General features: G+C 70.9%; 28 protein-coding genes. 16 read left to right on the forward strand and 12 right to left on the reverse strand.

What is annotated here, in order from left to right:
* Positions 1-15: 15 nt before the first annotated feature.
* The 7 genes from DN771_RS11050 (at position 16) to DN771_RS11080 (ending at position 6,845) form a co-directional block, all read left to right on the forward strand.
* On the forward strand, positions 16-900 hold the full coding sequence (locus DN771_RS11050) for a branched-chain amino acid ABC transporter permease (protein WP_116997490.1): 885 nt from the start codon (positions 16-18) through the stop codon (positions 898-900).
* The gene (locus tag DN771_RS11055; protein ID WP_205528540.1) at positions 884-1,984 is read left to right on the forward strand and encodes a branched-chain amino acid ABC transporter permease; all 1,101 of its coding nucleotides are present in this window, start codon (positions 884-886) and stop codon (positions 1,982-1,984) included. The genes DN771_RS11050 and DN771_RS11055 overlap by 17 nt, the downstream gene beginning before the upstream one ends.
* Positions 1,981-2,709, forward strand: a complete 729-nt coding sequence (locus DN771_RS11060) for an ABC transporter ATP-binding protein (protein ID WP_116997423.1) — start codon at positions 1,981-1,983, stop codon at positions 2,707-2,709. Before DN771_RS11055 ends, DN771_RS11060 begins: the two co-directional genes overlap by 4 nt.
* Positions 2,699-3,544 (forward strand): ABC transporter ATP-binding protein, encoded by an 846-nt coding sequence (locus tag DN771_RS11065; RefSeq protein ID WP_205528541.1) that lies wholly within the window; start codon positions 2,699-2,701, stop codon positions 3,542-3,544. Before DN771_RS11060 ends, DN771_RS11065 begins: the two co-directional genes overlap by 11 nt.
* A 19-nt stretch (positions 3,545-3,563) precedes the next feature.
* Positions 3,564-4,697 (forward strand): Gfo/Idh/MocA family protein, encoded by a 1,134-nt coding sequence (locus DN771_RS11070; RefSeq protein WP_116997492.1) that lies wholly within the window; start codon positions 3,564-3,566, stop codon positions 4,695-4,697.
* Positions 4,694-5,851 (forward strand): dihydrodipicolinate synthase family protein, encoded by a 1,158-nt coding sequence (locus DN771_RS11075; protein WP_116997425.1) that lies wholly within the window; start codon positions 4,694-4,696, stop codon positions 5,849-5,851. The genes DN771_RS11070 and DN771_RS11075 overlap by 4 nt, the downstream gene beginning before the upstream one ends.
* 100 nt (positions 5,852-5,951) lie before the next feature.
* Entirely contained in the window at positions 5,952-6,845 is an 894-nt protein-coding gene (locus DN771_RS11080; RefSeq protein ID WP_116997426.1) for a sugar phosphate isomerase/epimerase family protein, read from the forward strand.
* 115 nt (positions 6,846-6,960) lie between these two features.
* Here DN771_RS11080 and DN771_RS11085 read toward each other — a convergent pair whose 3' ends face one another.
* Both DN771_RS11085 and DN771_RS11090 read right to left on the reverse strand, forming a co-directional pair.
* A complete protein-coding gene (locus DN771_RS11085) occupies positions 6,961-7,374 on the reverse strand; it encodes a GNAT family acetyltransferase (protein ID WP_116997427.1) in 414 nt (137 codons plus the stop codon).
* Positions 7,375-7,430: 56 nt separating this feature from the next.
* The gene (locus DN771_RS11090) at positions 7,431-8,030 is read right to left on the reverse strand and encodes a class I SAM-dependent methyltransferase (protein WP_116997428.1); all 600 of its coding nucleotides are present in this window, start codon (positions 8,028-8,030) and stop codon (positions 7,431-7,433) included.
* 90 nt (positions 8,031-8,120) lie between these two features.
* On the opposite strand from DN771_RS11090, the gene DN771_RS11095 reads away from it, so the two are divergent.
* From DN771_RS11095 to DN771_RS11105, 3 genes are all read left to right on the forward strand, one after another.
* Complete coding sequence (locus tag DN771_RS11095) at positions 8,121-9,395, forward strand: acetyl-CoA hydrolase/transferase family protein (RefSeq protein ID WP_116997429.1); 1,275 nt, start codon at positions 8,121-8,123, stop codon at positions 9,393-9,395.
* Positions 9,396-9,530: 135 nt separating this feature from the next.
* Positions 9,531-10,520: a 2-hydroxyacid dehydrogenase gene (locus DN771_RS11100; protein ID WP_116997430.1), complete on the forward strand. Its 990-nt coding sequence runs from the start codon at positions 9,531-9,533 to the stop codon at positions 10,518-10,520.
* Positions 10,520-10,939, forward strand: coding sequence for a universal stress protein (locus DN771_RS11105; RefSeq protein ID WP_116997431.1), 420 nt, complete (start codon positions 10,520-10,522; stop codon positions 10,937-10,939). Before DN771_RS11100 ends, DN771_RS11105 begins: the two co-directional genes overlap by 1 nt.
* 43 nt (positions 10,940-10,982) lie before the next feature.
* On the opposite strand, the gene DN771_RS11110 is transcribed toward DN771_RS11105, so the two are convergent.
* Complete coding sequence (locus tag DN771_RS11110; protein WP_116997432.1) at positions 10,983-11,792, reverse strand: polysaccharide deacetylase family protein; 810 nt, start codon at positions 11,790-11,792, stop codon at positions 10,983-10,985.
* Positions 11,789-12,760: a glycosyltransferase family 2 protein gene (locus DN771_RS11115; RefSeq protein ID WP_162941807.1), complete on the reverse strand. Its 972-nt coding sequence runs from the start codon at positions 12,758-12,760 to the stop codon at positions 11,789-11,791. Before DN771_RS11115 ends, DN771_RS11110 begins: the two co-directional genes overlap by 4 nt.
* 215 nt (positions 12,761-12,975) lie before the next feature.
* On the opposite strand from DN771_RS11115, the gene DN771_RS11120 reads away from it, so the two are divergent.
* The 4 genes from DN771_RS11120 to DN771_RS11135 are packed head-to-tail and all read left to right on the forward strand — an operon-like array spanning position 12,976 to position 15,026.
* The gene (locus DN771_RS11120; protein ID WP_116997434.1) at positions 12,976-13,836 is read left to right on the forward strand and encodes a B12-binding domain-containing protein; all 861 of its coding nucleotides are present in this window, start codon (positions 12,976-12,978) and stop codon (positions 13,834-13,836) included.
* The gene (locus DN771_RS11125) at positions 13,829-14,245 is read left to right on the forward strand and encodes a lycopene cyclase domain-containing protein (RefSeq protein WP_116997435.1); all 417 of its coding nucleotides are present in this window, start codon (positions 13,829-13,831) and stop codon (positions 14,243-14,245) included. The genes DN771_RS11120 and DN771_RS11125 overlap by 8 nt, the downstream gene beginning before the upstream one ends.
* A complete protein-coding gene (locus DN771_RS11130; RefSeq protein WP_116997436.1) occupies positions 14,245-14,568 on the forward strand; it encodes a lycopene cyclase domain-containing protein in 324 nt (107 codons plus the stop codon). The genes DN771_RS11125 and DN771_RS11130 overlap by 1 nt, the downstream gene beginning before the upstream one ends.
* The gene (locus DN771_RS11135; RefSeq protein ID WP_116997437.1) at positions 14,565-15,026 is read left to right on the forward strand and encodes a sterol desaturase family protein; all 462 of its coding nucleotides are present in this window, start codon (positions 14,565-14,567) and stop codon (positions 15,024-15,026) included. Before DN771_RS11130 ends, DN771_RS11135 begins: the two co-directional genes overlap by 4 nt.
* On the opposite strand, the gene DN771_RS11140 is transcribed toward DN771_RS11135, so the two are convergent.
* The 5 genes from DN771_RS11140 to DN771_RS11160 are packed head-to-tail and all read right to left on the reverse strand — an operon-like array spanning position 14,978 to position 20,052.
* The gene (locus tag DN771_RS11140) at positions 14,978-15,544 is read right to left on the reverse strand and encodes a glycosyl-4,4'-diaponeurosporenoate acyltransferase CrtO family protein (RefSeq protein ID WP_162941808.1); all 567 of its coding nucleotides are present in this window, start codon (positions 15,542-15,544) and stop codon (positions 14,978-14,980) included. The genes DN771_RS11135 and DN771_RS11140 overlap by 49 nt on opposite strands.
* Entirely contained in the window at positions 15,541-16,632 is a 1,092-nt protein-coding gene (locus DN771_RS11145) for a glycosyltransferase family 2 protein (RefSeq protein ID WP_116997439.1), read from the reverse strand. The genes DN771_RS11140 and DN771_RS11145 overlap by 4 nt, the downstream gene beginning before the upstream one ends.
* Positions 16,629-17,510: a phytoene/squalene synthase family protein gene (locus DN771_RS11150; protein WP_116997440.1), complete on the reverse strand. Its 882-nt coding sequence runs from the start codon at positions 17,508-17,510 to the stop codon at positions 16,629-16,631. The genes DN771_RS11145 and DN771_RS11150 overlap by 4 nt, the downstream gene beginning before the upstream one ends.
* Positions 17,507-18,982, reverse strand: a complete 1,476-nt coding sequence (locus DN771_RS11155) for a phytoene desaturase family protein (RefSeq protein WP_227462310.1) — start codon at positions 18,980-18,982, stop codon at positions 17,507-17,509. Before DN771_RS11155 ends, DN771_RS11150 begins: the two co-directional genes overlap by 4 nt.
* 5 nt (positions 18,983-18,987) lie before the next feature.
* Entirely contained in the window at positions 18,988-20,052 is a 1,065-nt protein-coding gene (locus DN771_RS11160) for a polyprenyl synthetase family protein (RefSeq protein ID WP_116997442.1), read from the reverse strand.
* Positions 20,053-20,302: 250 nt separating this feature from the next.
* Between DN771_RS11160 and surE the strand changes: the two genes are divergently transcribed.
* Positions 20,303-21,085, forward strand: a complete 783-nt coding sequence (gene surE, locus DN771_RS11165; protein WP_162941809.1) for a 5'/3'-nucleotidase SurE — start codon at positions 20,303-20,305, stop codon at positions 21,083-21,085.
* A 7-nt stretch (positions 21,086-21,092) separates the two neighbouring features.
* Here surE and DN771_RS11170 read toward each other — a convergent pair whose 3' ends face one another.
* The 3 genes from DN771_RS11170 to DN771_RS11180 form a co-directional block, all read right to left on the reverse strand.
* Positions 21,093-21,569 (reverse strand): pyridoxamine 5'-phosphate oxidase family protein, encoded by a 477-nt coding sequence (locus DN771_RS11170; RefSeq protein WP_116997444.1) that lies wholly within the window; start codon positions 21,567-21,569, stop codon positions 21,093-21,095.
* 76 nt (positions 21,570-21,645) lie between these two features.
* Positions 21,646-22,098 (reverse strand): DUF421 domain-containing protein, encoded by a 453-nt coding sequence (locus DN771_RS11175; protein ID WP_116997445.1) that lies wholly within the window; start codon positions 22,096-22,098, stop codon positions 21,646-21,648.
* Complete coding sequence (locus tag DN771_RS11180; RefSeq protein ID WP_162941810.1) at positions 22,098-22,634, reverse strand: hypothetical protein; 537 nt, start codon at positions 22,632-22,634, stop codon at positions 22,098-22,100. The genes DN771_RS11175 and DN771_RS11180 overlap by 1 nt, the downstream gene beginning before the upstream one ends.
* A gap of 191 nt (positions 22,635-22,825) precedes the next feature.
* Here DN771_RS11180 and DN771_RS11185 point away from each other — a divergent pair, with 191 nt between their 5' ends.
* The gene (locus tag DN771_RS11185; RefSeq protein WP_116997447.1) at positions 22,826-23,530 is read left to right on the forward strand and encodes a hypothetical protein; all 705 of its coding nucleotides are present in this window, start codon (positions 22,826-22,828) and stop codon (positions 23,528-23,530) included.
* The last annotated feature ends 25 nt before the right edge of the window (positions 23,531-23,555 follow it).

Here is a 23,555-nt window from a genome sequence, read left to right on the forward strand (position 1 = left end):
ATCACGGAGGGCGCGGTGAGCGGCAGCCTGTTCCTCCAGAGCGTGGTGCTCGGAATCCTGCTCGGCGGCCTGTACGCGCTCCTGGCCGCCGGGCTCACCCTCTACTTCGGCGTCATGCGCGTGGTGATGGTGGCCCACTCGGCGTTCCTCATCCTCGCCGCCTACCTCGCGTGGTGGTTCCGCGAACGCACGGGCTGGGACCCGCTGCTGTCGATGGTCGTCACGGTGCCGGCGTTCTTCCTGCTCGGCGTGGCCATGCAACGGCTGCTGTTGGCGCGCCTGCGCCCGGCCACGCTCACCACGATGTCGGTGCTGCTGACGTTCGCCATCGCGATGATCATCGAAGGCCTGCTCGGCTCCACCTGGTCGGGCACGCAACGGCGCATCCGCCTGCCGTACTCCAGCTCGAGCTTCGAGGTGTTCGGCGCCAACATCGCCGTCGTCAAGCTGATCGCCTTCGGTCTCGCCGCCGTGTCGATGCTGGGCTTGTACGGCCTGATGAAGTACACCCGCTTCGGCCAGGCACTACGTGCGACGATCCAGCATCCCGATGCCGCCCGCCTCGTCGGCATCGACACCGGCCGCATCGCCGGGTACGGGTTCGGACTCGGGCTGGCGACGGCGGCGGTCGGCGGGACCGCGCTGGCCCTCGACGCGACGTTCTATCCGTCGCTCCATTGGCACTGGATCGGTCCGCTGATGGCGATCATCGTCGTCGGCGGCCTCGGCTCGATCCCCGGCGCGGCGATCGCCGCCATGGTCCTCGGCCTCGCCCAGTCATTGCTCCAGATCGAGCTCGGCACGACCTGGGCCCAGACCGTGTTCTACGCCGCCTTGTTCGTCACGCTGATGATCCGGCCCCAGGGGTTCTTCGGAGGACGTCTTGCCCAGCGCTTCTGACGTCCGCGTCGCACGCTTCACGCGCTACGACGTCGGCACGGTGGCCGCCGTCGTCGTGCTCGCGGCCGCCATCGTGCTCTTCCCGAGCGTGGCGCCCAACGCCTACATCCTCTCCGTCGGCGTGACGGTGATCAGCTACGCCGTACTCGCCACGTCGTGGAACTTCGTCGGCGGCTTCACCGGCTACATCTCGCTGGGCCACGCCGCGTACAGCGGCGTCGGCGGCTACGCCACCGCTCTGTTGATCACGCGGCGCGACGTCGACCCGTGGTTGGCGCTCGTGCTCGGCGCGCTCATCGTCGCCGTGCTGTCGATCCCGATCGGCATCGCCAGCCTGCGCGTGCGGGGCGCGTCGTTCGTCATCGTGTCGATCGCCCTCGTGCTGATCCTGTTGCTGGTGTTCCAGGCGTGGGGATCGTTCACCGGCGGATCCAACGGCCTGCGCGTCCCCCGCCCGTTCCCACCGAGTGTCCTGCGCCCGGCCCAGCACGAACGCTTCTTCTACATCCACGGCATCGTGCTCGGCGTCGTCCTGTTCGTGTGGTGGCTGTTCGACCGGTCCCGCTTCGGCACCGGACTGAAGGCGATTCGCGAGGACGAGGACAAGGCGCAGGCCCTCGGCGTCCCGACGTTCACGTACAAGCTGGTGGCGTTCGTGACCTCGGCGTTCTTCACGGCGATCGGCGGCGGCCTCTACGCCCTGTGGTTCGGCAACCTCGACCCGATCTTCCAGTTCTCCATCCTGACCGGCGCCTACATGGTGCTGATGAGCCTGCTCGGTGGGCTGCGCAGCCTGTTCGGCCCGCTGCTCGGCGCCATCGTCGTGGGCGTCGCCGTGGAGTACTTCAAGTCCGAGTACGGCGACTCGCAGTTCCACCTCGTGGCGATGGGTGTGCTGCTCGCCGTGATCGTCCTGTTCATGCCCGACGGCATCATCCCGGCCGTCGCCGGCTGGGCCGGCCGCTTCCGCCCGCAGGCGACCTCGATCCGCGAGCAGACGCAGGCCGATCTGGCGGCGTCGCGCGACACCACCGGCACCGACTCGGCGATGGGCGCGGCCGATCGCGAGGCGGTGCTGCGGTGACGGTGCAGACGCAGGGGCTGCGCAAGGCGTACGGCGGCGTCACCGCGCTCGACGGGGCGACGGTCACGTTCCACGAGGGCCAGATCAACGCCCTGATCGGACCGAACGGGTCGGGCAAGACGACGTTCTTCAACTGCGTCACGGGCATGATCCGCGCCGACTCCGGCTCGACGACGTACCGGGGCCGCGAGATCACCCGCTCGGCGCCGCACCGCATCGCCCGCGCCGGCATCGGTCGCAGCTTCCAGCTGTGCCGCGTGTTCCCGCGCCTCACCACCCTCGAGAACGTCCTCGTGGCCCACCGGCCGGGCGGCATCGGCAAGCTGCTCGGCTCGTCGCGACGGGCCCCCGAGCGCGACAAGGCCCGCGAGCTGCTCACCCGCGTCGGCATCGAGCATCTCGAGCACGCCCTTGCCGGCGACCTCTCCTATGGCCAGCAGAAGCTGCTCGAGCTGGCCGGCGTGCTGATGGCCGACCCCGACACGATCATGCTCGACGAACCTGCCGGCGGCGTGAACCCGGCATTGATCGACCGCATCGCCGACCTCGTGCTGTCGCTGAACGCCGAGGGCCGCACGTTCATCGTGGTCGAGCACAACATGGAACTGGTGATGAGCCTGTCGCACCACGTGGTGGTGTTCGACCGGGGCAAGCCGATCTGTGAGGGTCCGCCGTCGGTGGTCCAGGAGGACCCACGTGTGTTGGAGGCCTACCTTGGCGTCTAGCCCGGCCGCCCAGCCACTGCTCTCGCTCGACGACGTGGAGGCCGGCTACGGCCGCGCCGCCCTCGTGCTACGGGGCCTCACGGTGCACGTGCCGCCGGCGACGGTGGTGTGCCTCGTCGGCCCCAACGGCGCCGGCAAGTCGACGGCGTTGAAGGTGGCGAGCGGCATGCTGCCGCCGCGCTCGGGCACGATCACCGTCGCCGGTCGCGACGTCACCCGCAACGGCCCCCAGGAGATGCTCGCCTGCGGCCTGGCCCACGTGCTGCAGGGCCACAGCGTGTTCCGTGAGATGACCGTCGAGGAGAACGTGCTCCTCGGCGCCTACACCGTGCGCGACAAGACCGAGGTCGCCGACCGCGTCGACTTCGTGAAGACACTCTTCCCCGTCGTCGCCGAGCGGTGGTCGGCGCTCGCCGGCGCGCTGTCGGGGGGACAGCAGAAGCAGGTCGAGTTCGCCCGCGCCCTGATGGTGCGGCCCCGCGTGATGCTGCTCGACGAACCGTCGATGGGCCTCGACCCGAAGGCGACCGGCACCGTGTTCGAACAGGTCGTGCGGATGCGCGAGGCCGGGCTCGCCGTGCTGATGGTGGAACAGAACGCTCGCCGCGCCCTCGAGATCGCCGACCTCGGCTGCGTCCTCGACCTGGGGCGCGTGCACATCTCGGGTCCCGCCCCCGACCTCCTCGCCGACCCGCAACTCGCCTCGCTCTACCTCGGCGGGCGGGCCCGCGCCGCCACCGCGGCCGCCTCCCTCGCCCGACCGTCGCTTCCCGAACCGGCCACCCCTGCCGCCCCTCCCGACCCGCCTGCAACATCGGAGCCAGCCCGTGCCTGAGACCACCTATCGCATCATCATGAACGGCGTCACCGGACGCATGGGCTATCGCCAGCACCTCCTGCGCTCGATCCTGACGATCCGCGACGAGGGCGGCTTCACCCTGCCGAACGGCGACCGCATCCAGGTGGATCCGATCCTCGTGGGCCGCAACGGCGACAAGCTCGCCCGCATCGCCAAGGATCACGACGTCGCCGACTGGACCACCGACCTCGACGCCGCCCTCGCCGACGAGTCGGCGCCGATCTACTTCGACTCGCTCGTCACCAGCGAGCGCATGACGACGATCCTCGCCGCGGTCGCCGCCGGCAAGCACGTCTACACCGAGAAGCCGATCGCCGGCTCGGTCGCCGACGGCCGCGCCCTCGCCGACGCCGCGGCCGCCGCCGGCATCATCAACGGTGTCGTCCACGACAAGCTCTACCTGCCCGGTCTGCTCAAACTCCGGCGCCTGCTCGAGGGCGGCTTCTTCGGCCGCGTGCTGTCGGTGCGCGGCGAGTTCGGCTACTGGGTGTTCGAGGGCGACTACCTGCCGGCGCAGCGGCCGAGCTGGAACTACCGGGCCGAGGACGGTGGCGGCGTCGTCCTCGACATGTTCTGCCACTGGAACTACGTGCTGGAGAACCTCTTCGGCCGGGTCGAGGCCGTCACGGCGAAGGCGGTCACCCACATCCCGCAGCGCCGCGACGAGCAGGGCGACGTGTACGACGCCACGGCCGACGACGCGGCGTACGCCATCTTCGAGCTCGAAGGCGGGGTGATCGCCCAGGTGAACTCGTCGTGGGCCGTGCGCGTGGAGCGCAAGGAGCTCGTCGAGTTCCAGGTCGACGGCACGCACGGTTCGGCGGTGGCCGGACTTTGGAACTGCCGCGTCCAGCCGCGCGAACTGACCCCGATGCCGGTGTGGAACCCCGACGTGCCGACGGACGTCGACTTCCGCTCGCAATGGTCGGAGGTGCCCGACAACCAGACCTTCGGCAACGGCTTCCGCGCCCAGTGGGAGCAGTTCCTCACCGACGTCCATCTCGGCCGGCCCCACCGGTACGACTTCGCCGCCGGCGTCCGTGGCCTCCAGCTCGTCGACGCCGGCTACACGTCGTCGCGTGAGGGGCGCCGGGTGGCGATGGACGAGATCGCCGGGACCGATCGATGACGACGGTCCGGCTGCCCGCGGTCGACGGGACGTGGCGCCACCACCGACTGGGTGAGCCGCGGGACTGGCCCACACATCCCGAACCGTTCGCGTCACGCGTGGCGTTCGCCGCGGCCCACGTGGTGGCCGATCCCCTGGGCGAGAACGTGCCCGACGCGCCAGCCGTCGTCGACTGGGAGTCGACGATGCGCTTCCGCCGCCACCTGTTCTCGTTCGGGATGGGTGTGGCCGAGGCGATGGACACCGCCCAGCGCAACATGGGGCTCGACTGGCCCGCCGCCCAGGAGCTGATCCGGCGCAGCGCCGCGGAAGCGGCGGCCGCCGGTGCCCGCATCGCGTCGGGGGCCGGCACCGACCACTGCCCCGACGTCACGTCGCTCGCCGACGTCGTCGCCGCGTACGAGGAGCAGGTGGCCTTCGTCGAGTCGACCGGTTCGCAGGTGATCGTGATGGCCTCGCGGCAGCTCACCGCCGTCGCCGCCAGCGCCGACGACTACCGCACGGTGTACGAGAAGGTGCTCACCCAGACGTCGCAACCGGTGATCCTGCACTGGCTGGGCGAGATGTTCGATCCGCAGTTGCGGGGGTACTGGGGCAGCACCGACGTCGACGCGGCGACGGCGTCGTTCGTCGAGCTGGTCACCGCCAACGCGGCGCGCATCGACGGCGTCAAGGTGTCGCTGCTGTCGGCCTCACACGAGCGGGGGCTGCGCGCCGCACTCCCCGCCGGCGTGCGGCTCTACACCGGCGACGACTTCAACTACCCGGAGCTGATCCGCGGCGACGGCACGCATCACTCCGACGCCCTGCTCGGCGCCTTCGCCGCCATCGCCCCCGCGGCGGCCGCCGCCCTCGCCGCGCTCGACGACGGCGACGTCGACCGCTACGACGCCGAGATGGCGCCCACGCTGCCGCTGTCGCGCCACCTGTTCGAGGCGCCGACGTGGTTCTACAAGACGGGGATCGCCTTTCTCTCCTGGATCAGCGGTCATCAGCCCGGCTTCACGATGGTGGGTGGGCTGCAGTCAGGCCGCAGCGTGGTCCACCTCGCCCGGGTGTTCGAGCTGGCCGACGTCGCCGGACTGCTCCCCGATCCCGACCTCGCCGCCCATCGTCTCGGCCTCTGCCTCGCCGCGGCGGGACTCACGCCGTGAGCCCGACGCATCTGGGGCCGGATCGTGACGATTTTCGTCACGATCCAGCCCGAGATCGCCTGATGGCACGATCTGGCCCCAGATTCTCGAGGGTGGCGGGATCGTGAGCATCGACGTGCCGTCGGGCCGGCCGGCGCGGGTGGAGACGCCGGCACCGGGCGACCCCCGGCTCGCCCGCCTGTCGCTCAACCAGCGCACGACGGCGAACTGGTCGCTGCGCGAGGCGATCGACGGCTGTGTGGCGGCCGGGCTCCCCTCGATCGGCATCTGGCGGGAACCGCTCGCCGAGGCCGGTCTGGAGAACGGCGTCGCGTGGGTGCGCGACGCCGGGTTGCGGGTGTCGAGCCTCTGCCGGGGCGGGTTCTTCACCGCCGCCGACGCCGGGGCTCGAGCCCGCGCCCACGCCGACAACCTCGCCGCCATCGACGAGGCCGCCGCCATCGGTGCCCCGACGCTGGTGCTCGTTCCGGGCGGGCTCCCCACGGGGGATCGCGACCTGCCGGCCGCCCGCGAGCGCGCTGCGGACGCGATCGCCGCCCTCGTGCCCCACGCGCGGGAACGAGGCGTCACGCTCGGCATCGAGCCGATGCACCCGATCTACGCCGCCGATCGCGGCGTCGTCTCGACGCTCGCCCAAGCGCTCGACATCGCCGAGCAGCATCCGGCCGACGTGGTCGGCGTCGTGGTCGACACGTTCCACCTCTGGTGGGAGCCCGGCATCGTCGACACGATCGCCCGGGCCGGTCGGCGGATCGTCAGCTACCAGGTATGCGACTGGATCACGCCGTTGCCACCCGACGCCCTGCTGGCGCGCGGGATGATGGGCGACGGCCACATCGACTTCGCCGAGTTCACGGCCGCCGTCGCCGCCGCCGGGTACACCGGCGACGTCGAGGTGGAGATCTTCAACGCCGATGTATGGGCCGCGGCCGGCACGGACACCGTGTCCACCCTCGCCCGGCGCTACGTCGAGCTCGTCGAACCACACCTCTGAGGTCCGGGTCGCCGTCCTGTTCCTCTGCGATCTGGACACCACCTGTGCCGCATGTGAGCCGATCGGTGTCCAGATCGGCCAATGACACGATCAGTGCCCAGATCGCTCGGCCGGGTCACTCGACGAGGCGTCGGGACAGGACGACGACGGCGTCGGTGGTGTAGCCGAGGCGTTCGTAGAAGCCGACGGCCCCGTCGTTGTCGCTCCGCACCATCAGGTTGAGCTTGACGGCGCCGTGTTCGCGCAGCCACCCCTCGGCGGCGGCCATCATCTGCCGGCCCAGCCCGCGGCGGCGTCGATCGGGATCGGCAGCGAGGTAGTAGACCCAGCCGCGGTGACCGTCGTGGCCGACCATCACGGTCGCCGCGACACCGCCGAGGTCCACCGCGCCGAGCACCGTCGAGACCGGCGAAGCGATCGCCCGGTCGAAGTCGGCGACGGGGTCGTTCCACGGCCGGGTGAGCCCGACCGCGTGCCAGAGGGCGATCGTCTGGTCCCGGTCGGCGGTGGTCAGCTCACGAACGTCCACCCCGCCAGTCAACACCACGCCGTCCGGGCGATCACCTGACGGGATGTGCCTGGCCGTCAGGTGTGGCGGAGGACGGTGACGGCGAAGTCGGCGTCGTCGTGCCACGCGCGCAGGTCCCACGTGGAGAAGCGGTGCTCGACGCGCAGGCCGGCCTCGACGACGCACTCGTCGAACCGGGCCAACGGCAGCTCGCGGTTCACATGGAAACCGGTGATCACGAAGCCGTCGGGCACCACATGCGCCGCCACGCGACGCAACACGTCGGTCTCGGTGCCGGGCGCGACGAACACCAGAACATTGCCGGCGAGCACGGCGGCGTCGAACGGGTCGGGCTCGCCCATCGCCGGCAGGTCGAGCTCGGAGAGATCGGCGACCAGCCACCGAGGGCCGGGGTGATCGGCCTCGGCGGCCTCGATGAGCGCGGGATCGGCATCGACGCCGACGACCGTGTGCCCGCGCTCGTGGAGCACGGCACCGAGCCGGCCCGGCCCGCACCCGGCATCGAGCACCCTCGACCCGGGACGCACCATCGCATCGACGAGCCGGGCCTCGCCTCCGAGATCGGCACCCTCGGCCGCCATCGTGCGGAACCGCTCGATGTACCACTCCGAATGCCCCGGCTTGGTGTCGGTCACCCATCGTGTCGGTCGTGCCACCCCACCGAGCGTACGAGCGCCCGAGGCGCCCGCGGTGACCTACGCTCGCGGGCGGCGACCCCCGCCGTCACTCACCGCCACGGACCGAGCATGAACATCACCAATCCAGGAGTCGCCGACGACGTCGTCGCCCACGTCGGGCCGGGCACCGACATCATCATCCCCCTCGCCAACGGCGAGCCGGTCACGCTCATCGACGCGCTCGAGTGCCACGCCGACGAGCTCCGGGGTGTGCGCATCCACCAGATGCACGCCCTGCACGACCGGCCGTATCTGGCCGGGGAGTTCGGCGACAATCTCCGCCACGTGTCGTACTTCCTGTCCCACGTGACGCGCCCGCACTTCCGCTCCGGCACGATCGACCTCGTCCCCAACAACTTCAGCGAGATGCGCGACATCCTGCGCACCAACACCAGGGACCCGCTGATCCTCGCCACCGCGTCGCCGCCCGATCGGCATGGCTACTTCAGCCTCGGCCTCAACGCCGATTACGTCTGTTCGTTCATCGGCCGGGCCCGCTTCTTCCTCGAGGCCAACCAGCACGTCCCGCGGACGTTCGGCCGCAACCAGGTCCACATCAGCCAGGTGGTCGGTTGGAGCGAGGCCGACTATCCCCTCATCGAGGTCCCGCCGGCGCAGCCGCGCGACGCCGACCGCCGCATCGCCGCCTACCTCGCCGAGCGCATCCCGAACGGGGCGACGTTGCAGACCGGCATCGGCGCCATCCCCAACGCCGTGCTCTCGGCCCTCGCCGATCATCGCGATCTCGGCGTCCACACCGAACTGCTCTCCGACGGCGTCATGGACCTCGTGGAGCGCGGCGTCGTCACCGGCGTCGCCAAGCAGCTCAACCGCACCAAGACGGTCGGGACGTTCGCCTTGGGCACCACGCAGCTGTACGACTTCCTCGACGAGAACGCGGCGTTCGAGCTGTGGCCCGTGCGCTACGTCAACGATCCCCGGGTGATCGCCCAGGAGCGCAACTTCGTGTCGATCAACTCGACGATCGCCGTCGACCTGCTCGGCCAGTGCGCGTCCGAGACGATCGGCGGCTCCTACTACTCGTCGAGCGGCGGGCAGGCCGACTTCGCCCGCGGGGCCATGTACTCCGACGGCGGCCAGGGCTTCGTCGTGTTGCACTCCACCACCGCCGGCGGCACGGTGTCGAAGATCGTGACGCAGCTGGCCCCCGGCGACGTGGTGACCACGCTGAAGAACACCGTCGACAAGGTGGTCACCGAGTGGGGAGTCGCCGAGCTCCGGGGCCGTTCGCTGCGCCAGCGGGCCGAGGCCCTGATCGGCATCGCCCACCCCGACCACCGCGATCGGCTGCGCCACGAGGCAGCGCGAGTCGCGGCCCGCTGATCACCGCTGTGAGTCAAGGTCTTCCGACCCTGGCCGACGACGGCGCCACGGCTCATCATCGCGGCGTGGGCGTCACACCGCGTCAGCGTCACGGGTCTGCCGGCGAGACCGTTCCCGGCGAGGGAGACTGAGGGCATGGAGCTCTACGTGTACTCGGCCAAGCGCTACGACCGTGACACGCTCAGCACGGCCAACGAGGAGTTCGGGTTCCACCTCGAGTTCGTCGAGTCGCGCCTCGACGCGACGACCGCCGAGCTCGCCGCGCCCGGATCGGCGGTGTGCGCCTTCGTCAACGACGACGTCGGCGCGGCGACCCTGGAGGTGCTCGCCGCGCGCGACGTCCAGGTCGTCGCGCTGCGTTGCGCCGGCTACAACCAGCTCGACGTCGACGCCGCCCGCCGTTTGGGGATTCGCGTCGCCAGAGTCCCGGCGTACTCGCCGAATGCCGTCGCCGAGCACACGCTGGCGCTCATCCTCGCGCTCAACCGCCACATCCCGCGGGCGTACAACCGCGTGCGTGACGGCAACTTCTCCCTCGAGGGACTCGTCGGGTTCGACCTCGCGGGCAAGGCGGCTGGGGTCGTCGGCACCGGCCGGATCGGGTCGCTCGTCGCCCGACTGCTGTGGCACCTCCGATGCGACGTGGTGGCCCACGACCTCTACCCGGACGCCCGCCTCGAATCCCTCGGCGTTCGCTACGCCCCACTCGACGAGGTGATGTCGACGACCGACATCGTGTCGCTCAACTGCCCGCTGACACCCGAGACGCACCATCTCGTCGACGCCGCCCGGATCGCCACGATGAAGCCCGGGTGCATGCTCGTCAACACGGGACGGGGCGGACTCATCGACACCGCGGCCGTCGTCGACGGCCTCAAGTCCGGGCGCATCGGCTCGCTCGCCCTCGACGTGTACGAGGAGGAGGCCGAGTTGTTCTTCGAGGACCGCAGCCACGAGGTGCTGCTCGACGACGTGTTCGCCCGCCTGCTCAGCTTCCCCAACGTGCTGATCACCGCGCACCAAGCCTTCCTCACCACGGAGGCGCTCGGTGCGATCGCCGTGACCACGCTGCAGAACGTGGCCGACCTCGCCGCCGGCCGCCCGACCCCCAACGAGGTGTTGTGATGAAGTCCCCGTCCACCTGGCCGGCCACGATCGTCGTGGGCGTCGACCTGTCGCCGGAGTCCCGTGCCGCGCTGGAGCACGCGGCCGTGCTCGGCGCGCGGACCGGGGCGACCGTCGTCACCGTCCACGCCGTCGGACTCCTCGAAGCGAGCGGCGCCCGGCCCCACGTCGATGTTGCGGCCCTCGTGGCCGACGTCGCCGCGGCCCTCGGCGAGAACGCCGGTGGACTCGCGCCTCCGGTGATCGAGGACGGTCCGGCAGCCGACGTCGTGGTCCGCGTGGCCGATCGCCTCGAGGCCGATCTCATCGTCGTGGGGCGCCGCGGACTCGACGACGCCACGGCTCCCCTGGGTTCGACGAGCACAAAGCTTGTGGAGCGGGCCCGTCATCCCGTGCTCGTGGTCACCGCCGACGGGTGAGCCGGGCCGAACGGTGACGAGCTGAGCGGCGAGCGTCGACTCGTCAGTGTGACGCCGAGGCCGCATCACGACGACGACGCGCCCGGTGGCGCAGTCGCCGCACAGGTCGATACAGCCGTGTGCGCAGTTCGTCGGGACACGGCGCAACGCGGAGGGCTTGGCCCTCGATCCATCGCGTCGCCGTGGCGAGGGGGTGCCGACGGAGCAGACGAACCCGCGCGAGATTCATCGGCACATCGTCGGCACCACTCAGGGCGTGCTTGACCCCGCATGCGCTCATGAAGCCCGCCTCACGAAGCATCGCTTGCACCGTCGGGGTCGAGTAGCCGTACGGGTAGGCGAACGAGGTCGGGCGGGCGCCGAGCTCGTCGGCGATGCGATCCCGGCACGCATGGATCTGCCGACGGGCGTCGCCCACATCGAGCATGTCGAGTTCGACGTGGTCATGGCTGTGGGCACCGATCTCGAACGCACCGGTCTCGCGGAGCGCCCGCGCCTCGTCCCAGCTGAGCCACCGATCGTCGGACGGCCGGCCCGCACTGCGATGGTCGAGGAACGACGTGGTGAGGAACGCGGTGGCCACCATCTGACGCTCGACGAGTAACGGGGCCACCGTGGTGAGCAGATCGGCGTAGCCGTCGTCGAACGTGATCGCCACGGTCCGCGCGAGCGAGGGCTCGTCACCATCGTGTCGCAGCCGCATGAGCTCGCCGAGCGTCACGGTCCGCAACCCTCGACGAGCGATGGCGTCGAGGTGCGCGGCGAACACGTCCGCCGGAAACGAGAACGGCCGCTCCGTCTTCGGATAGTCGTCTCCGACGCCGTGGTAGCAGAGGATCGGCGTGACGGTCATGCGTTCCTCGCCAACCTCTCGCGAACGCTGCCGAACACGAATCCGGACAGCGTGGCGGCGACTGCGCCGACGAGCGCAAGCGCAGCATCGACGCGCCCCCGCCGGAGCTCGCGCCGCAGCGCCGCCGGGATGGTCCGCGTGACGTACTGTCGTTCGGTCCCGAACGCCGTGGTGGACCGCCCGCACGACTTGGCCCGGGTGAGACGGGCCAGGGTGGCCTTGGAGGTGCCCTCCCCGAAGCAGCGGCGCCACACGTACGACCACGAGGCGCGAGCAGCCGGGACGGTGTGGTGGATCGCCGTCCCCGGGTCGTAGACGATGCGAGCGTCGGGCCACACCGTGGTCAACCGCAGGCAGAACTCGGTGTCCTCGCCACCGGCGAACCGGTTCCCGCCTCGTCCGAGTCGGTCGGCGAAGCCGCCGAGCTTCCGCGCCGCGTCGGCTCGCATCGCCATCGCCCCGCCGAAGACGTTGCGCACCGACGTCGTCGTCTCGGGAAGACCGCGGTAGCTGCAGCCCACGGTCCAGTCGAGCTCCGGCGCGAACCACCTCGGCCGTTGGTGCTCCCAGCGCGGCACCGACGCGCTGCCCGACGCGACGACCTCGGGATCGTCGAAGTGAGCGACCAGCGCTTCCAGCCACCGCTCCTCGGCGGACGCGTCGTCATCGAGCACGGCGATGATGTCCCCGGTCGCCGCGTCGAGGGCCGTGTTCTTCGCCCCCGACAGGCCCTTCGTGTACCGGTTCTCGACGATGCGCACACCCGCGATCTCGCGACGCATCCGGGCAGCCAGCGCCGGGTTGTGGTCGACGACGATCAGCAACTCGTCGGCCGGTCGGGTCTGCCGCCGCAGCGATTCGACGGCGTCGAGGATCATCGGCCACCGATCCTCGGTGTGGGAGCACACGACGGCGGTGACGAACGACGGTGGCTCCTCGACGGATGCCGGCAGCGGTGCAGCTGCCACGGCCATCTCTTCCTTTCGCCCCATCCGGTCCTCGCCATGAGCCGCTCGTGCCCCCCGCCTGGGCGCACGCCGGTGATCTCGCCGGCGGCGAAATTAGCATCCGTTCGCCCGCGCCCGGTCGAACGCGGCTCCGCTCCCGACGGCGATGGACCATCCGTTCGCCTCGACCCCGCAGCGAGGCGCGTTCCGGTACGAACGGAGTAAATTTGTACTAAATGGAGACCGGCCCGATCCCCCTGGCTGACGCCGCGACCGCGCTGGGCGTGCACTACATGACCGCCTACCGCTATGTACGCACCGGGGCCCTGGCGGCCCACCAGGTCGGCGGGCGCTGGGTGGTCACGCCGTCCGAGATCGAGCGGTTCCGCCACGGCGGCCGTTCGAGCCCGGGACGCCGCGCCGCCGGCGCGGCCGTGCGGGCCGACCCCGAGCGCATCGAACGGCTCATCGCCCGTCTCCTCGCCGCCGACGAGACCGGTGCCTGGGCGATCGTCGAGCAACGGTTGGTCGCCGGCTGGCAGCGCGCCGACATCGTGAAGCACCTGCTGGTCCCGGTGATGGCCGAGGTCGGCGACCGGTGGGAGGCGGGCATCGTGACGGTGGCCGACGAGCACATCGCGTCGGGTGTGATGCTCCGGCTCCTCGCCCGGCTCGGGGCGGGCGAACGGCAGCGCGGACGGCGTTCCGGTTCCGTGGTGATCGCCGGGGTCAGCGGTGAACGTCACGCCCTTCCCCTCTCGCTCACCGCCGATGTGCTGCGCGACCAAGGTCTCCATGTCGTCGACCTCGGAGCGGACACCCCCGTCGACGACATCGTTGGTGCGGCGCGGGCCCAGGACCGTCTCGTTGGTGTCGGCCTGTGTGCGACGTCCTCCCTCGACGAACCGGCCCGGGGCCGGCTCCACGCGGCGGCGACCGGCGTTCGCGACGCGACCGGATGCCCCGTCCTCGTGGGCGGGGCGGCCGTCGGATCGGTGACCGAGGCCCGGGAGCTGGGCGGCGACAGCTGGTCGTCGACCATCGACGACGTGGTGGCCTGGTTTGCCGACCGGGCAGGACGGCCGCGTGATGCCTGACCTCGACCGTTGGCACTACCTGATCGTGCTCGGGCTCTGCGTGCTGATCACCCTGCCCCTCGAGGCGGGGCCCGCCAGGTTCGGGCTCGGGGCGCGGGTCTGGCGGCGGCCGCGTCGGCTCGTGCGTGCCCTCGCGCCGGTGTGGCTGGTGTTCGTCGTCTGGGACATCTGGGCGACCGCCCACGGCACGTGGTCCTTCGCGTCGCGCTACACGATCGGGCTCCGCCTCCCGGGTGATCTGGCGGTCGAGGAGCTGCTGTTCTTCGTGGTGGTGCCGGTGTGCGGACTGCTCACGCTCGAGACGGTGCGGCGGCTGCTGCCCGGGGCCCGTCGCCGGCCCGCACGGGCCACGGATCGCACCGTGCGCGGCACCACGGCCGGCACCACCAGCGCCGCGGAGGGCTCGTGATGCCGATCTATCCGGCGCTGGCGATCACCGCCGCCCTGCTCGTCGTCGTGCTCGAGCTGGCGGTCTTCCGCACCGGCCTGTTCCGTCAGCCGGCCTACTACATCTCGATGCTGATCTGCCTCGGCTTCATGATCCCGGTCGACGGCTGGCTCACCAAGGACTCGGCGCCGATCGTGATCTACCGGCCGGCCGACACGTCGGGCTGGACGCCGATCTGGAACATCCTCGCCGAGGAGTACCTGTACGCGTTCGCCGTGCTGACGATGGTCATGGTGCTGTGGGACCGCCAGGCGCCCGGCCACGACGAGGACGAGGCCCGATGACTGCCGCACTGCTGGCGGCCGGAGCGTTCGTCGCCATGGAGGCGGTGAGCTACGCCATGCACCGCTGGATCATGCACGGCATCGGCTACGCGTGGCATCGCAGCCACCACGAGGCGGGGCGAGGACGGTTCGAGGCGAACGACCGGTTCCCGTTGATCTTCGCCGCGCTCGGCGTGACGATGTTCGCCGTGGGCAGCGGCCCATGGCCCCCGGCGTGGTGGCTCGCCGTCGGGGTGACCGCCTACGGCGCCGTCTACCTCGTGGTCCACGAGGTCGTCATCCACCGTCGCGTGCCGTTGCGACTCCCGGCCACCCGCCTGACCACCTGGCTGACCGCCGCCCACCGCGATCACCACTGCGGCGGCGACGAGCCGTACGGCATGCTGCTGCCGCTCGTGCGGCGGCCCCGCTACCCGTCGTCGGACAACGGCGTCGACGTCCTCGACCGGAGCTCCTGAGCGCGCTGCGTACCGGCGGCACCGGAGTGGCGATCGAGCACGCGCACGAGGCGGGCGCGGTTGTAGCGCTGCACCGCGATGCACGGAGCGTTGGACACCAGGCCGTACAGGATCATCAGCACGCTCCCCAGCACGCCGTTCCAGAGCAACGGAACGGTCGACACGAGGAGCAGCGAGACCCAGTGCGACCGCTCGGCGCGCCGGGTCTCGATCGCGAACGCGCGGAGGGACACCGGATCGGCGCCGACGAGCCGGCGTTTCGACGTCCCGCCGGCGAAGAACGCCCCGGCCTCGGGGAGATGACCCTTCCACCTGCCGATAGCCAGACGGTCGGCGTAGATCCGCCCGTCGCGCTCGAACGTCCGGAGCCGCAGGAGCGGCCCGTCGCGTGCGAGTCGCTCGCTCGGCAGCCGGTGCGCCCAGTATCCAGCAGCGAACGACACACCGACGGCAGTCACGAGATTGAGTCCTGCGGCCACCGGATCGGCAGGGGCCCACACGAGCGGCAGCGCGCTCATGACCCGGCGACGGGGATCTCGCGGCCGCGCCACGTGACCGATCGGAAGACGCCACGACGGATGACCGACCCCGCGAACAGGCCGATGAACGCGGCGAGCGGCACGGGGAAGAGGACCGAGGTCCAGACTTGGAAGCGGCCGAGACGGCGCAGCATCCACGCCATCTGGGCGGCGATCACGAGCCACAGCAGGACGGACAGGGGCGACGGACGGAGGACGGCCTCGACGGCCACCGCGGCCGCTCCGGCGACCCACGCCACCGCTCCCGCGACCGGTCCGGCCGCCGCACGGCGGGCCCCTCCGGCGAGGTTCTTCGTCCACCCCTCGGCGAGCGCCCGCGCGCCCTCCTCGTACATGCGGAAGGCGACGGTGCCGCGACCGGCGACGCAGCGGACGGTCCGCCCGCGGTCACCGAAGCGGTGCGCCAGCGCGATGTCCTCGATCGCGTCGGCTCCCACCGCTTCGAATCCGCCGGCATCGGCCAGGGCCGCGGGCGTCGTGACGAGACACGGGCCGAAGGCGACCGCACCCGTACGCGGCGCCCGCAGCGCCGCCATTCCCGATGCCATCACGGCGACGATGTTGGGCACCGCCGACAGCTGCTCCACGACACGAGCCGTCTCGTGATACGGCTGGACCGAGAGCAGGCCGTCCGGAGCGAGCATGGCGTGGCCGGTGCGGAGCCGCTCCAACGCGTCCGGTGCCAGTCGCACGTCAGCGTCGAGCAGGACGAGCAGGTCGGTGCCCCCGGCCACCGCCGCCTCGACGCCGCAGTGACACGCCCAGGCCTTGCCGGTCCAGCCCGCGGGCGGTCCGCCGGACGCCACGACCGCGGCCCCCGCCCCGTGGGCGACAGCGGCCGTGTCGTCCTCCGACAGGTCGTCGACGACGACCACGCGGTCGGCCGGATGGGTCTGGGCGGCGAGACCGGCGAGCAGGTGCGGGAGTCGACGAGCCTCGTTGCGGGCGGGGATGACGACGGCGACGCGTTGCGGCGGGACCACACCGGCCGGCGGCAGACGGGGCACCGACCACATGAGAGCGAGCGCGCTCGCGACGGCGATCACCGCGAGCACGCCGACGGTCATGGCGCTCGGCCTCCGAGACACACACCTGGCCAGGCGGCCGCCGCGGCCACGGCGATCTTGCGGGACAGCGGGACCCGCACCCGCCCGGCGAAGACGTCGTACGAGGCGTCCTCGATGCGATCGAGGATCTCGCTGTAGAGCCGGCGAGCCGATCGCACGCAGCGTGCCGAGGCGGCGGGCAGCAGGTCGATCCCGCGATCGGCCGATCGGTACAGCGACCGGCACCGTTCGATCTCGAAGCGCATCAGCTCGGTCCACCGCTCGTCGGCGGTTCGGCGACGAGGGTCGGCGCCGAACCGCTCCAGATCCTCCTGGGGCAGGTACACCCGGCCGCGATCGAGGTCCTCGGCCACGTCGCGCAGGAAGTTGGTGAGCTGGAAGGCGTGACCCAGGTCCCGGGCCGGCTCGAAGGCGGCGGGGTCGGTCGGCTCGAGGATCGGGAGCATCAGCTCGCCGATCACCGCCGCCGAGCCGTCCGTGTAGCCGAGCAGGTCAGCCCACGTGTCGTAGTGATCGACGGTGAGGTCCATGCGCATCGAACCGAGGAAGCGGTCGAACGCATCGTGATCCAGCTCGAACGCGTGCACCGTGTGGGAGAGGGCGTGCAGGACGGGATCGGCCGACGAACCGCTCGTGAGCGCGGCGCGCAGGTCGGCCGACAGTTCGGCGATGGCGGCGCTGCGATCGCCGGGGGCGAGTGCGGGCGACTCGTCGACGATGTCGTCGGCGTACCGGCAGAAGGCGTAGAGCGCCCAGACGTGGTGCCGCTTCACCCGCGGCAGCACGAGGGTCGACCAGTAGTAGGTGGTGCCGTGACGTCTGGTCAACCGCCGGCACGCCGCGTACCCCTCCTCGAGAGTGACGGTGGAGCCGCTCATCTCGCCGCCCGGCGTGCTCGCTGCGCGGCGAGGCGGCCCGAGACGAGCACCATCGGGATGCCCACGCCGGGGACGGTGCCGGCCCCGCACAGGATGAGACCCGGCACGCGGCGCTCGACGTTCGGTGTCCGGAACGGGCCCGTCTGCGTGAACCGGTGCGATAGTGAGAACGGCGTGCCGCGTTCCATGCCGGCTGCCTGCCAGTCGTGGGGATCGACGAGCAGCTCGGCCTCGATGTCCGCGTCGCCCACCGGGTATCCGAGCCGTCCCAGCCGATCCGCCAGGTCGTGACGCACCTGGCGGCGCTCGTGGCTCCAGTCGAGCGCGCCGTCGAGGTTGGGGACGGGCTCGAGCACGTACAGCCCGTGGCGCCCGGGCGGGGCGACGCCCGGATCGTCGATCGAGGCGATGCTGACCAGCAGAGACGGGTCGGGCATGCGGCGGCCGTCGTGGACGAGGGCGTCGAACGCCTCGCGCCAGGCGGCGCCGAAGTGGATGTTGTGATGGGCCGCCCCGGGGGGCAACGAGCCGCTCGTCCCGACGTGCCACACCGCTGCGGACGGGGCGTAGCGTCCGCGTCGAACCGGGCGCGGCGGCCGCACGTCGTCGAAAAGGTTGCGATAGAGGCTCGCCGGTGCCGCGTCGGACACGACGACGTCGGCCGCGATGCGGGTGCCGTCCACGAGCCGCACGCCCGCCACCGCCCCCGAGGGCCGGCGTTCCACACGGGCGACGGGGGTGTCGTACGAGAACGTGACGCCGGCGGCGGCGGCCGCATCGGCCAGAGCGGTGGGCACGGCGCTCATCCCGCCGCGTGGCGCGAACACGCCGCCGACGCTGTCCATGTACGTGATGACGGCGTAGATCGCCAGTGCCTCGTGCGGTGCCAGGCCGGCGTACAGCGATTGGAAGCTGAAGATGCGGCGGAGCCGGTCGTCGCGGAAGTAGCGGGCCACGGTGGCCGACAGCTTGCGGAAGGCGCCGAGCCGGAGCAGTTCGATCGCCGGTCGGAGCGGGCGGACGAGGTCGGCCACACCGTCGTAGTTGCGCTCGATGAACGCCGGCATCTCCACGTCGTACAGCCGCTGTAGCCACTCGACGAAGCGGGTGAACTGGGCGGCGTCATGGTCGCCGCACACCCTGGCGATCTCCTCGATCATCGCCTCGCGCCCGCGCCGGACGTGGAGGACCGAGCCGTCGGCGAACCGCGCCCGGTAGAGCGGATCGACGGGCCGGAGGTCCAGCAGGTCGTCGCGTCGTGCTCCTACGGCGGCGAAGGCATCGTCCAGCAGATGGGGCATCGTGAGGACCGTCGGTCCGCCGTCGAAGCGGAAGCCGTCACGCTCGATCGCGCGCATGCACCCGCCGGGCTGATCGGCCGCCTCCACCACGGTGACGTCGTGGCCGTCGGCGCGCAGATGACATGCCGCCGACAGGCCACCGAGGCCCGCTCCGATGACGACGGCGTGCACGGGTCTCAACCCCGGCGGCTGGTGGCGCGACGGGCGAGCTCGCTGAGCGCGTCAGCGGTGACCGGATCGACGACGCCGTCGGAACGGACGGCGCAGATCGCCGCGTCGCGCTCGGCGACGATCACGTCCTCGACGTGAGCGAGCGCGCCGGAGGACGCGATGATCTGCCGCACGCGATCGACGGTGTCGGGGGTGGCTGCGGGGTCGCCGAGCGCCGCCGCGAGCTCCGCCCGTCGCTCGGCCCCTCCGAGCAGCTCGGCGGTCGACACGAGCAGCGTTCGCTTTCCTTGCCGGACGTCATCCAGATTGCTCTTGCCCATCTCGGCCGTGTCGCCGAACATGCCGAGGACGTCATCGCGCAGCTGGTAGGCCACACCCAGGTGGTCTCCATACGCCTCCAGCGCGGCCGTCAGCCGCTCGTCGGTCGGTCCGGCCAGGGCCGCCCCGAACAGCAGCGGTCTGGTCACCGAGTAGCGGGCCGACTTCAGCAGCGCGATCCGTCGCCACCCGTCGGCGCCGTCGGGCCCGCACAGGTCGAGGTACTGGCCGGCTGCCGCTTCCCGGCGCAACGCAGCGAACACCCGCCGACCGCGCCGGAGGGTGGCGGCGTCGACGGGCAGGTCGGCCACGAGGTCGTCCGCCCACGCGGCGACGAGATCGCCGGCCAACACGGCGGCGCTCATCCCGAACCAGTGCGAGTCGCCGGCCGACGCGCTCGCTCGGTGGCACTGCTCGAGGACGCGATGAAACGAGGGGCGCCCGCGCCGGGTGTCGGAGCGGTCCATCACGTCGTCGTGGAGGAGGGCGTAGGCATGGACGAGCTCGACGGCTGCGCCCGCCTGGGCCGCGACGTGAACGTCGAGCCCGCCTGCCGCCCGGTACCCGAGCATGACGAACTTGGCACGAACCCGTTTGCCGCCGCCCAGTACGTGGGTCGAGATGGCATCGGCGAAGGGCCGCAGTGACGAATCCAGGGACACCAACTCTGCCGCCTGTTCGTGGACGAGATCCTGGAGCACCCCGCCGACGTCGGCAACGGGGTCCGCCACGGTCGGGACGAGCGAGGTCACGACGGCCGTCCTGCGGGACGCTGGACCCGGGCTCCTGGATTCATCACCCGAGTTAAATTATCACTAAAGTTGTCGAACCACACCGAACGCACCGCGCGGACCCGTCCCTCCCCGCGGACCAGTCGATCCCCATCTGGATCGAGCGACGATCGCATTGCACCGCGTTCCCACGAACGCGTCCCGACATACGACGAGCGCGTGGGCGACATCGTGCGGCATGGCGGGATCAGCGGCGGGGTACCCACGCACCGTGCGTGTGCTCATCACCAACGACGACGGCATCGACAGCGCAGGGCTCCGAGCTCTGGCGTCGGTCGCCCACGAGGCGGGTCACCAGGTAGCGGTCGCCGCGCCCAGCTGGGACGCGAGCGGTGCCAGTGCCTCGCTCACCGCCGTCGAGGAGGGCGGCCGGCTGCTCGTCGAGGAGCGGGATCTCGTCGGCCTGCCCGGCGTCTGCTTCTACGCCGTCGAAGCGGCACCGGCGTTCATCGTCAGAGCCGCGGCGGTGGGGGTCTTCGGCACGCCACCCGAGATCGTCCTGTCTGGTATCAACCGCGGCCCGAACCTCGGCCACGCCGTGCTCCACTCGGGCACGGTCGGTGCCGCCCTCACGGCCTCGACGTTCGGCCTCCCGTCGATGGCCGTGTCGATCGGCACCGGGTCCGAGGTGCACTGGGAGACGGCGTGCCACGTCGCCGGACTGGCGCTCGACGCCCTGATCCGCAGCGGCCGACCCACGGCGCTCAACGTCAACGTCCCCAACGTCCACCTCGACGACCTCAAGTCGTTCGAGGAGGCACGCCTCGCCTCCTTCGGCGCCATCCAGACCACGATCACCGAACAGGGCGCCGGCTACGTGAAGCTCGGCTACGAGCCGATGGAGCGCGACGCGGAACCGGGGACCGACGTCGCGGCGTACCACGACGGGATCGCGTGCTACACACCGCTGATCGCCTGCTGCGAGGACGACGACGCGCCGCGACTCGACATGCCGACGAAGCTCCGCCACACGCGGCCCCTCGCCCGGCGCTGACCACCGCTCAGGACGGCGCGAGATCCACGGCGGTGCGCTGGTCGTGATCGTCCAGCACGTAGGCCAAGGTCACCGTGGCGACGTAGAGGCGGAACGGGGCGTCGCTGGTGACCTGGTGCTCCCGCCAGTGCGTGGCGCCCTGGGCGACGAGCCGGTCGGAGAACACCTCGAGCCATTCGGAAACCTCGTGCTCGTCCACCGCCGCGGCGATGGCGTCCATGTAGACGCCCCGACCGTCGCCGATCGGCACCGTCGAGTCGAACACGACGATGCCGACCTCGGGTCGCTGGGCGATGTTCCGGGAGTGCCGCGCACCGGGCCGCGACACCCACACGAGGTGCGAGTACGACCGATGGCTGAACCACACCGGTGACGCCCATGGCCGGCCGGAGCCGTCCGCCGTGGCCAGCGTCATGTAGGCGTTGGCATCGATGATCGCCCGCCCGTCGTCGGCAGTGGGCACACCGGGATCCGGGGTGGTCATACCAGCAGCGACGGTGTCGGCCCGGAGAACTCATCGCCGGACGGCCGGCGGGGCAGATCAGGACGTCGCCGCGCATTCAAGACGACTTGGTGTCGTTCATGATGAACGAGATCCGCCCGGTGGGCTCGAGGATCCCGAGACGAACGTCGTCGAGCGACACGATGCCGTTCTGGCGCGCCGCCTCGTACACCTCGTCGAGCGGGAGCCGCTCGGCCTTGAGCACATGGACGATCGGCACTCCGTCCTGGATGATCACGAGCGGCGCGCCTTCCACCACGCGCCCGGCACGTGGCCAGCGCCACGTGACGAACGACAGCACCGTCACCCAGAAGGCGAAGGTGCTCGTGGCGAGCACGGCGCCGGTGAGCGACATGTCCTCCTGCGTGACCCCCTGCTGGACGATGTCGCCGATCACGACCAGGAGGAGCAACTCGAACGGGGCGAAGTCGGCCAGGGTGCGTCGCTTGCTGCCTCGCGTGAGCAGGAACAGCAGCACGAAGACGACCGTGGCCCGGGCGACGATCTCCATCAGGGCATCACCCTCGTGTGGAAGCCGACCTCGGCGACGACGTCCCCGTCGATCAGCAGCTGGACCGCGCCGTCGCGCCCGGATTGCACTCCCGGCTCGGCGCGGGCGTCGAACGACACGAGCAACACGTCGCCGTCGGGCGGGTCGAACGTCCAGTCGGCCCATTCCCCGCGAACCGTCTCCTCGGCCGGCGCCGGCGACAACCCGTTCTCGTCCCACATGGCGAGGTAGTGACGATCGACACCGAGGGTGATCGGCTGGTCGAAGCCGGCGTCGGCGCGCACCTCGATCCGGAACGGTGTGGCCAGACCGGGACGGGTGACCGAGGCGTGATCGACCACGAGCGTGTAGCCGCCGCCGGTCGCGCTGGCGTCGGTCGTCCTGACGCCGTAGACGTTCGTCAGCTTCAAGGCGTCGGTGACCGCCAACCCGACGACGAGCGTCAACAGGGCGGTCATCGTCGAGTAGACGATCCGCTGCACGCGCACCTCTTCGTGCGATCGGGCACGGAGGTGGTCGATGGTGGATGCGCTCACATCCTTACCGGCTCCACCGATGGAGACGACATGCCGCAGCACATACCCAGCACCCGCGGGGTTCAAGCCCCGTCGACGGGAGCAGCCGATCGACCGACCGGCCCTCGCTCCCCGTCCCGTGGAGATCGTCTGGAGAATCCTCCACGTGGTCTCCAAGCGTCCGCCCGATGCCGACTGCGCACAGTCGCCGCATGCGAAAGGTTCTGCGAAACATCATGGCGTCCAAGCGCGCCTACTCGACCCTGCCCTTCTTCCGATTCCTCGAGGACGAGTCCGTCCCCGCTCGCCGGCGGCTCGGGTTCATGCCGTGCATGGCCCCGTTCATCATGGATTTCGGCGATCTCAACAAGTACGTCCTGCGTGACGAGTCGTCCGACGATCCCCACCAGCACCTCGTGAACCTCCACACCTACGAGGACGACCACCACTGGCCCTGGTATCTCGAGGATCTCGACCGTCTCGGGTACGACACACCCCAGCCCCCGGCGGAGTTGCTCGGCAGCCTCTACAGCGATCGGCACAAGGTGAACCGGATGCTGGCGAGCCGCCTCGCTCACCTGATCTTCGGGGCCACCCCTGTCGAACGCATGGTGATCATCGAGGCGATCGAGGAGACCGGCAACGTGCTGTTCGAGCGCACCGCCGCCATCGCCCGGCAGCTCGAACGGGACGAGGGCATCGAGCTGCGCTACCTCGGCGACTTCCACCTCGCCCTCGAATCCGGACACGCCCGGGACGGTGACGATCACCGCACGCTCGCCGCCATCGAGCTGCGCGACGACGAACGGCTGCGCTGCGACTGGCTCAACGCGTCGGTCTTCGCCCTCTTCACGGACTGGGTCGCCGAGCTGCACGACTACGCATTGACCGAAGCGGGCACGTACGCGTCGTGCTGAGTGGGGCGGTGTTCAACGTGCTCGT

The organism is Desertimonas flava, assembly GCF_003426815.1.
Taxonomy (GTDB): Bacteria; Actinomycetota; Acidimicrobiia; order Acidimicrobiales; family Ilumatobacteraceae; genus Desertimonas; species Desertimonas flava.

What these genes read in the sequence shown, in the direction of transcription:
- DN771_RS11070 (WP_116997492.1), top strand. Translation starts at nt 3,564, where the DNA reads ATGAACGGCGTCACCGGACGCATGGGCTATCGCCAGCACCTCCTGCGC.
- DN771_RS11075 (WP_116997425.1), top strand. Translation starts at nt 4,694, where the DNA reads ATGACGACGGTCCGGCTGCCCGCGGTCGACGGGACGTGGCGCCACCAC.
- DN771_RS11095 (WP_116997429.1), top strand. Translation starts at nt 8,121, where the DNA reads ATGAACATCACCAATCCAGGAGTCGCCGACGACGTCGTCGCCCACGTC.
- DN771_RS11100 (WP_116997430.1), top strand. Translation starts at nt 9,531, where the DNA reads ATGGAGCTCTACGTGTACTCGGCCAAGCGCTACGACCGTGACACGCTC.
- DN771_RS11105 (WP_116997431.1), top strand. Translation starts at nt 10,520, where the DNA reads ATGAAGTCCCCGTCCACCTGGCCGGCCACGATCGTCGTGGGCGTCGAC.
- DN771_RS11110 (WP_116997432.1), bottom strand. Translation starts at nt 11,792, where the DNA reads ATGACCGTCACGCCGATCCTCTGCTACCACGGCGTCGGAGACGACTAT.
- DN771_RS11120 (WP_116997434.1), top strand. Translation starts at nt 12,976, where the DNA reads ATGGAGACCGGCCCGATCCCCCTGGCTGACGCCGCGACCGCGCTGGGC.
- DN771_RS11125 (WP_116997435.1), top strand. Translation starts at nt 13,829, where the DNA reads ATGCCTGACCTCGACCGTTGGCACTACCTGATCGTGCTCGGGCTCTGC.
- DN771_RS11130 (WP_116997436.1), top strand. Translation starts at nt 14,245, where the DNA reads ATGCCGATCTATCCGGCGCTGGCGATCACCGCCGCCCTGCTCGTCGTC.
- DN771_RS11135 (WP_116997437.1), top strand. Translation starts at nt 14,565, where the DNA reads ATGACTGCCGCACTGCTGGCGGCCGGAGCGTTCGTCGCCATGGAGGCG.
- DN771_RS11140 (WP_162941808.1), bottom strand. Translation starts at nt 15,544, where the DNA reads ATGAGCGCGCTGCCGCTCGTGTGGGCCCCTGCCGATCCGGTGGCCGCA.
- DN771_RS11145 (WP_116997439.1), bottom strand. Translation starts at nt 16,632, where the DNA reads ATGACCGTCGGCGTGCTCGCGGTGATCGCCGTCGCGAGCGCGCTCGCT.
- DN771_RS11150 (WP_116997440.1), bottom strand. Translation starts at nt 17,510, where the DNA reads ATGAGCGGCTCCACCGTCACTCTCGAGGAGGGGTACGCGGCGTGCCGG.
- DN771_RS11170 (WP_116997444.1), bottom strand. Translation starts at nt 21,569, where the DNA reads ATGACCACCCCGGATCCCGGTGTGCCCACTGCCGACGACGGGCGGGCG.
- DN771_RS11175 (WP_116997445.1), bottom strand. Translation starts at nt 22,098, where the DNA reads ATGGAGATCGTCGCCCGGGCCACGGTCGTCTTCGTGCTGCTGTTCCTG.
- DN771_RS11185 (WP_116997447.1), top strand. Translation starts at nt 22,826, where the DNA reads ATGCGAAAGGTTCTGCGAAACATCATGGCGTCCAAGCGCGCCTACTCG.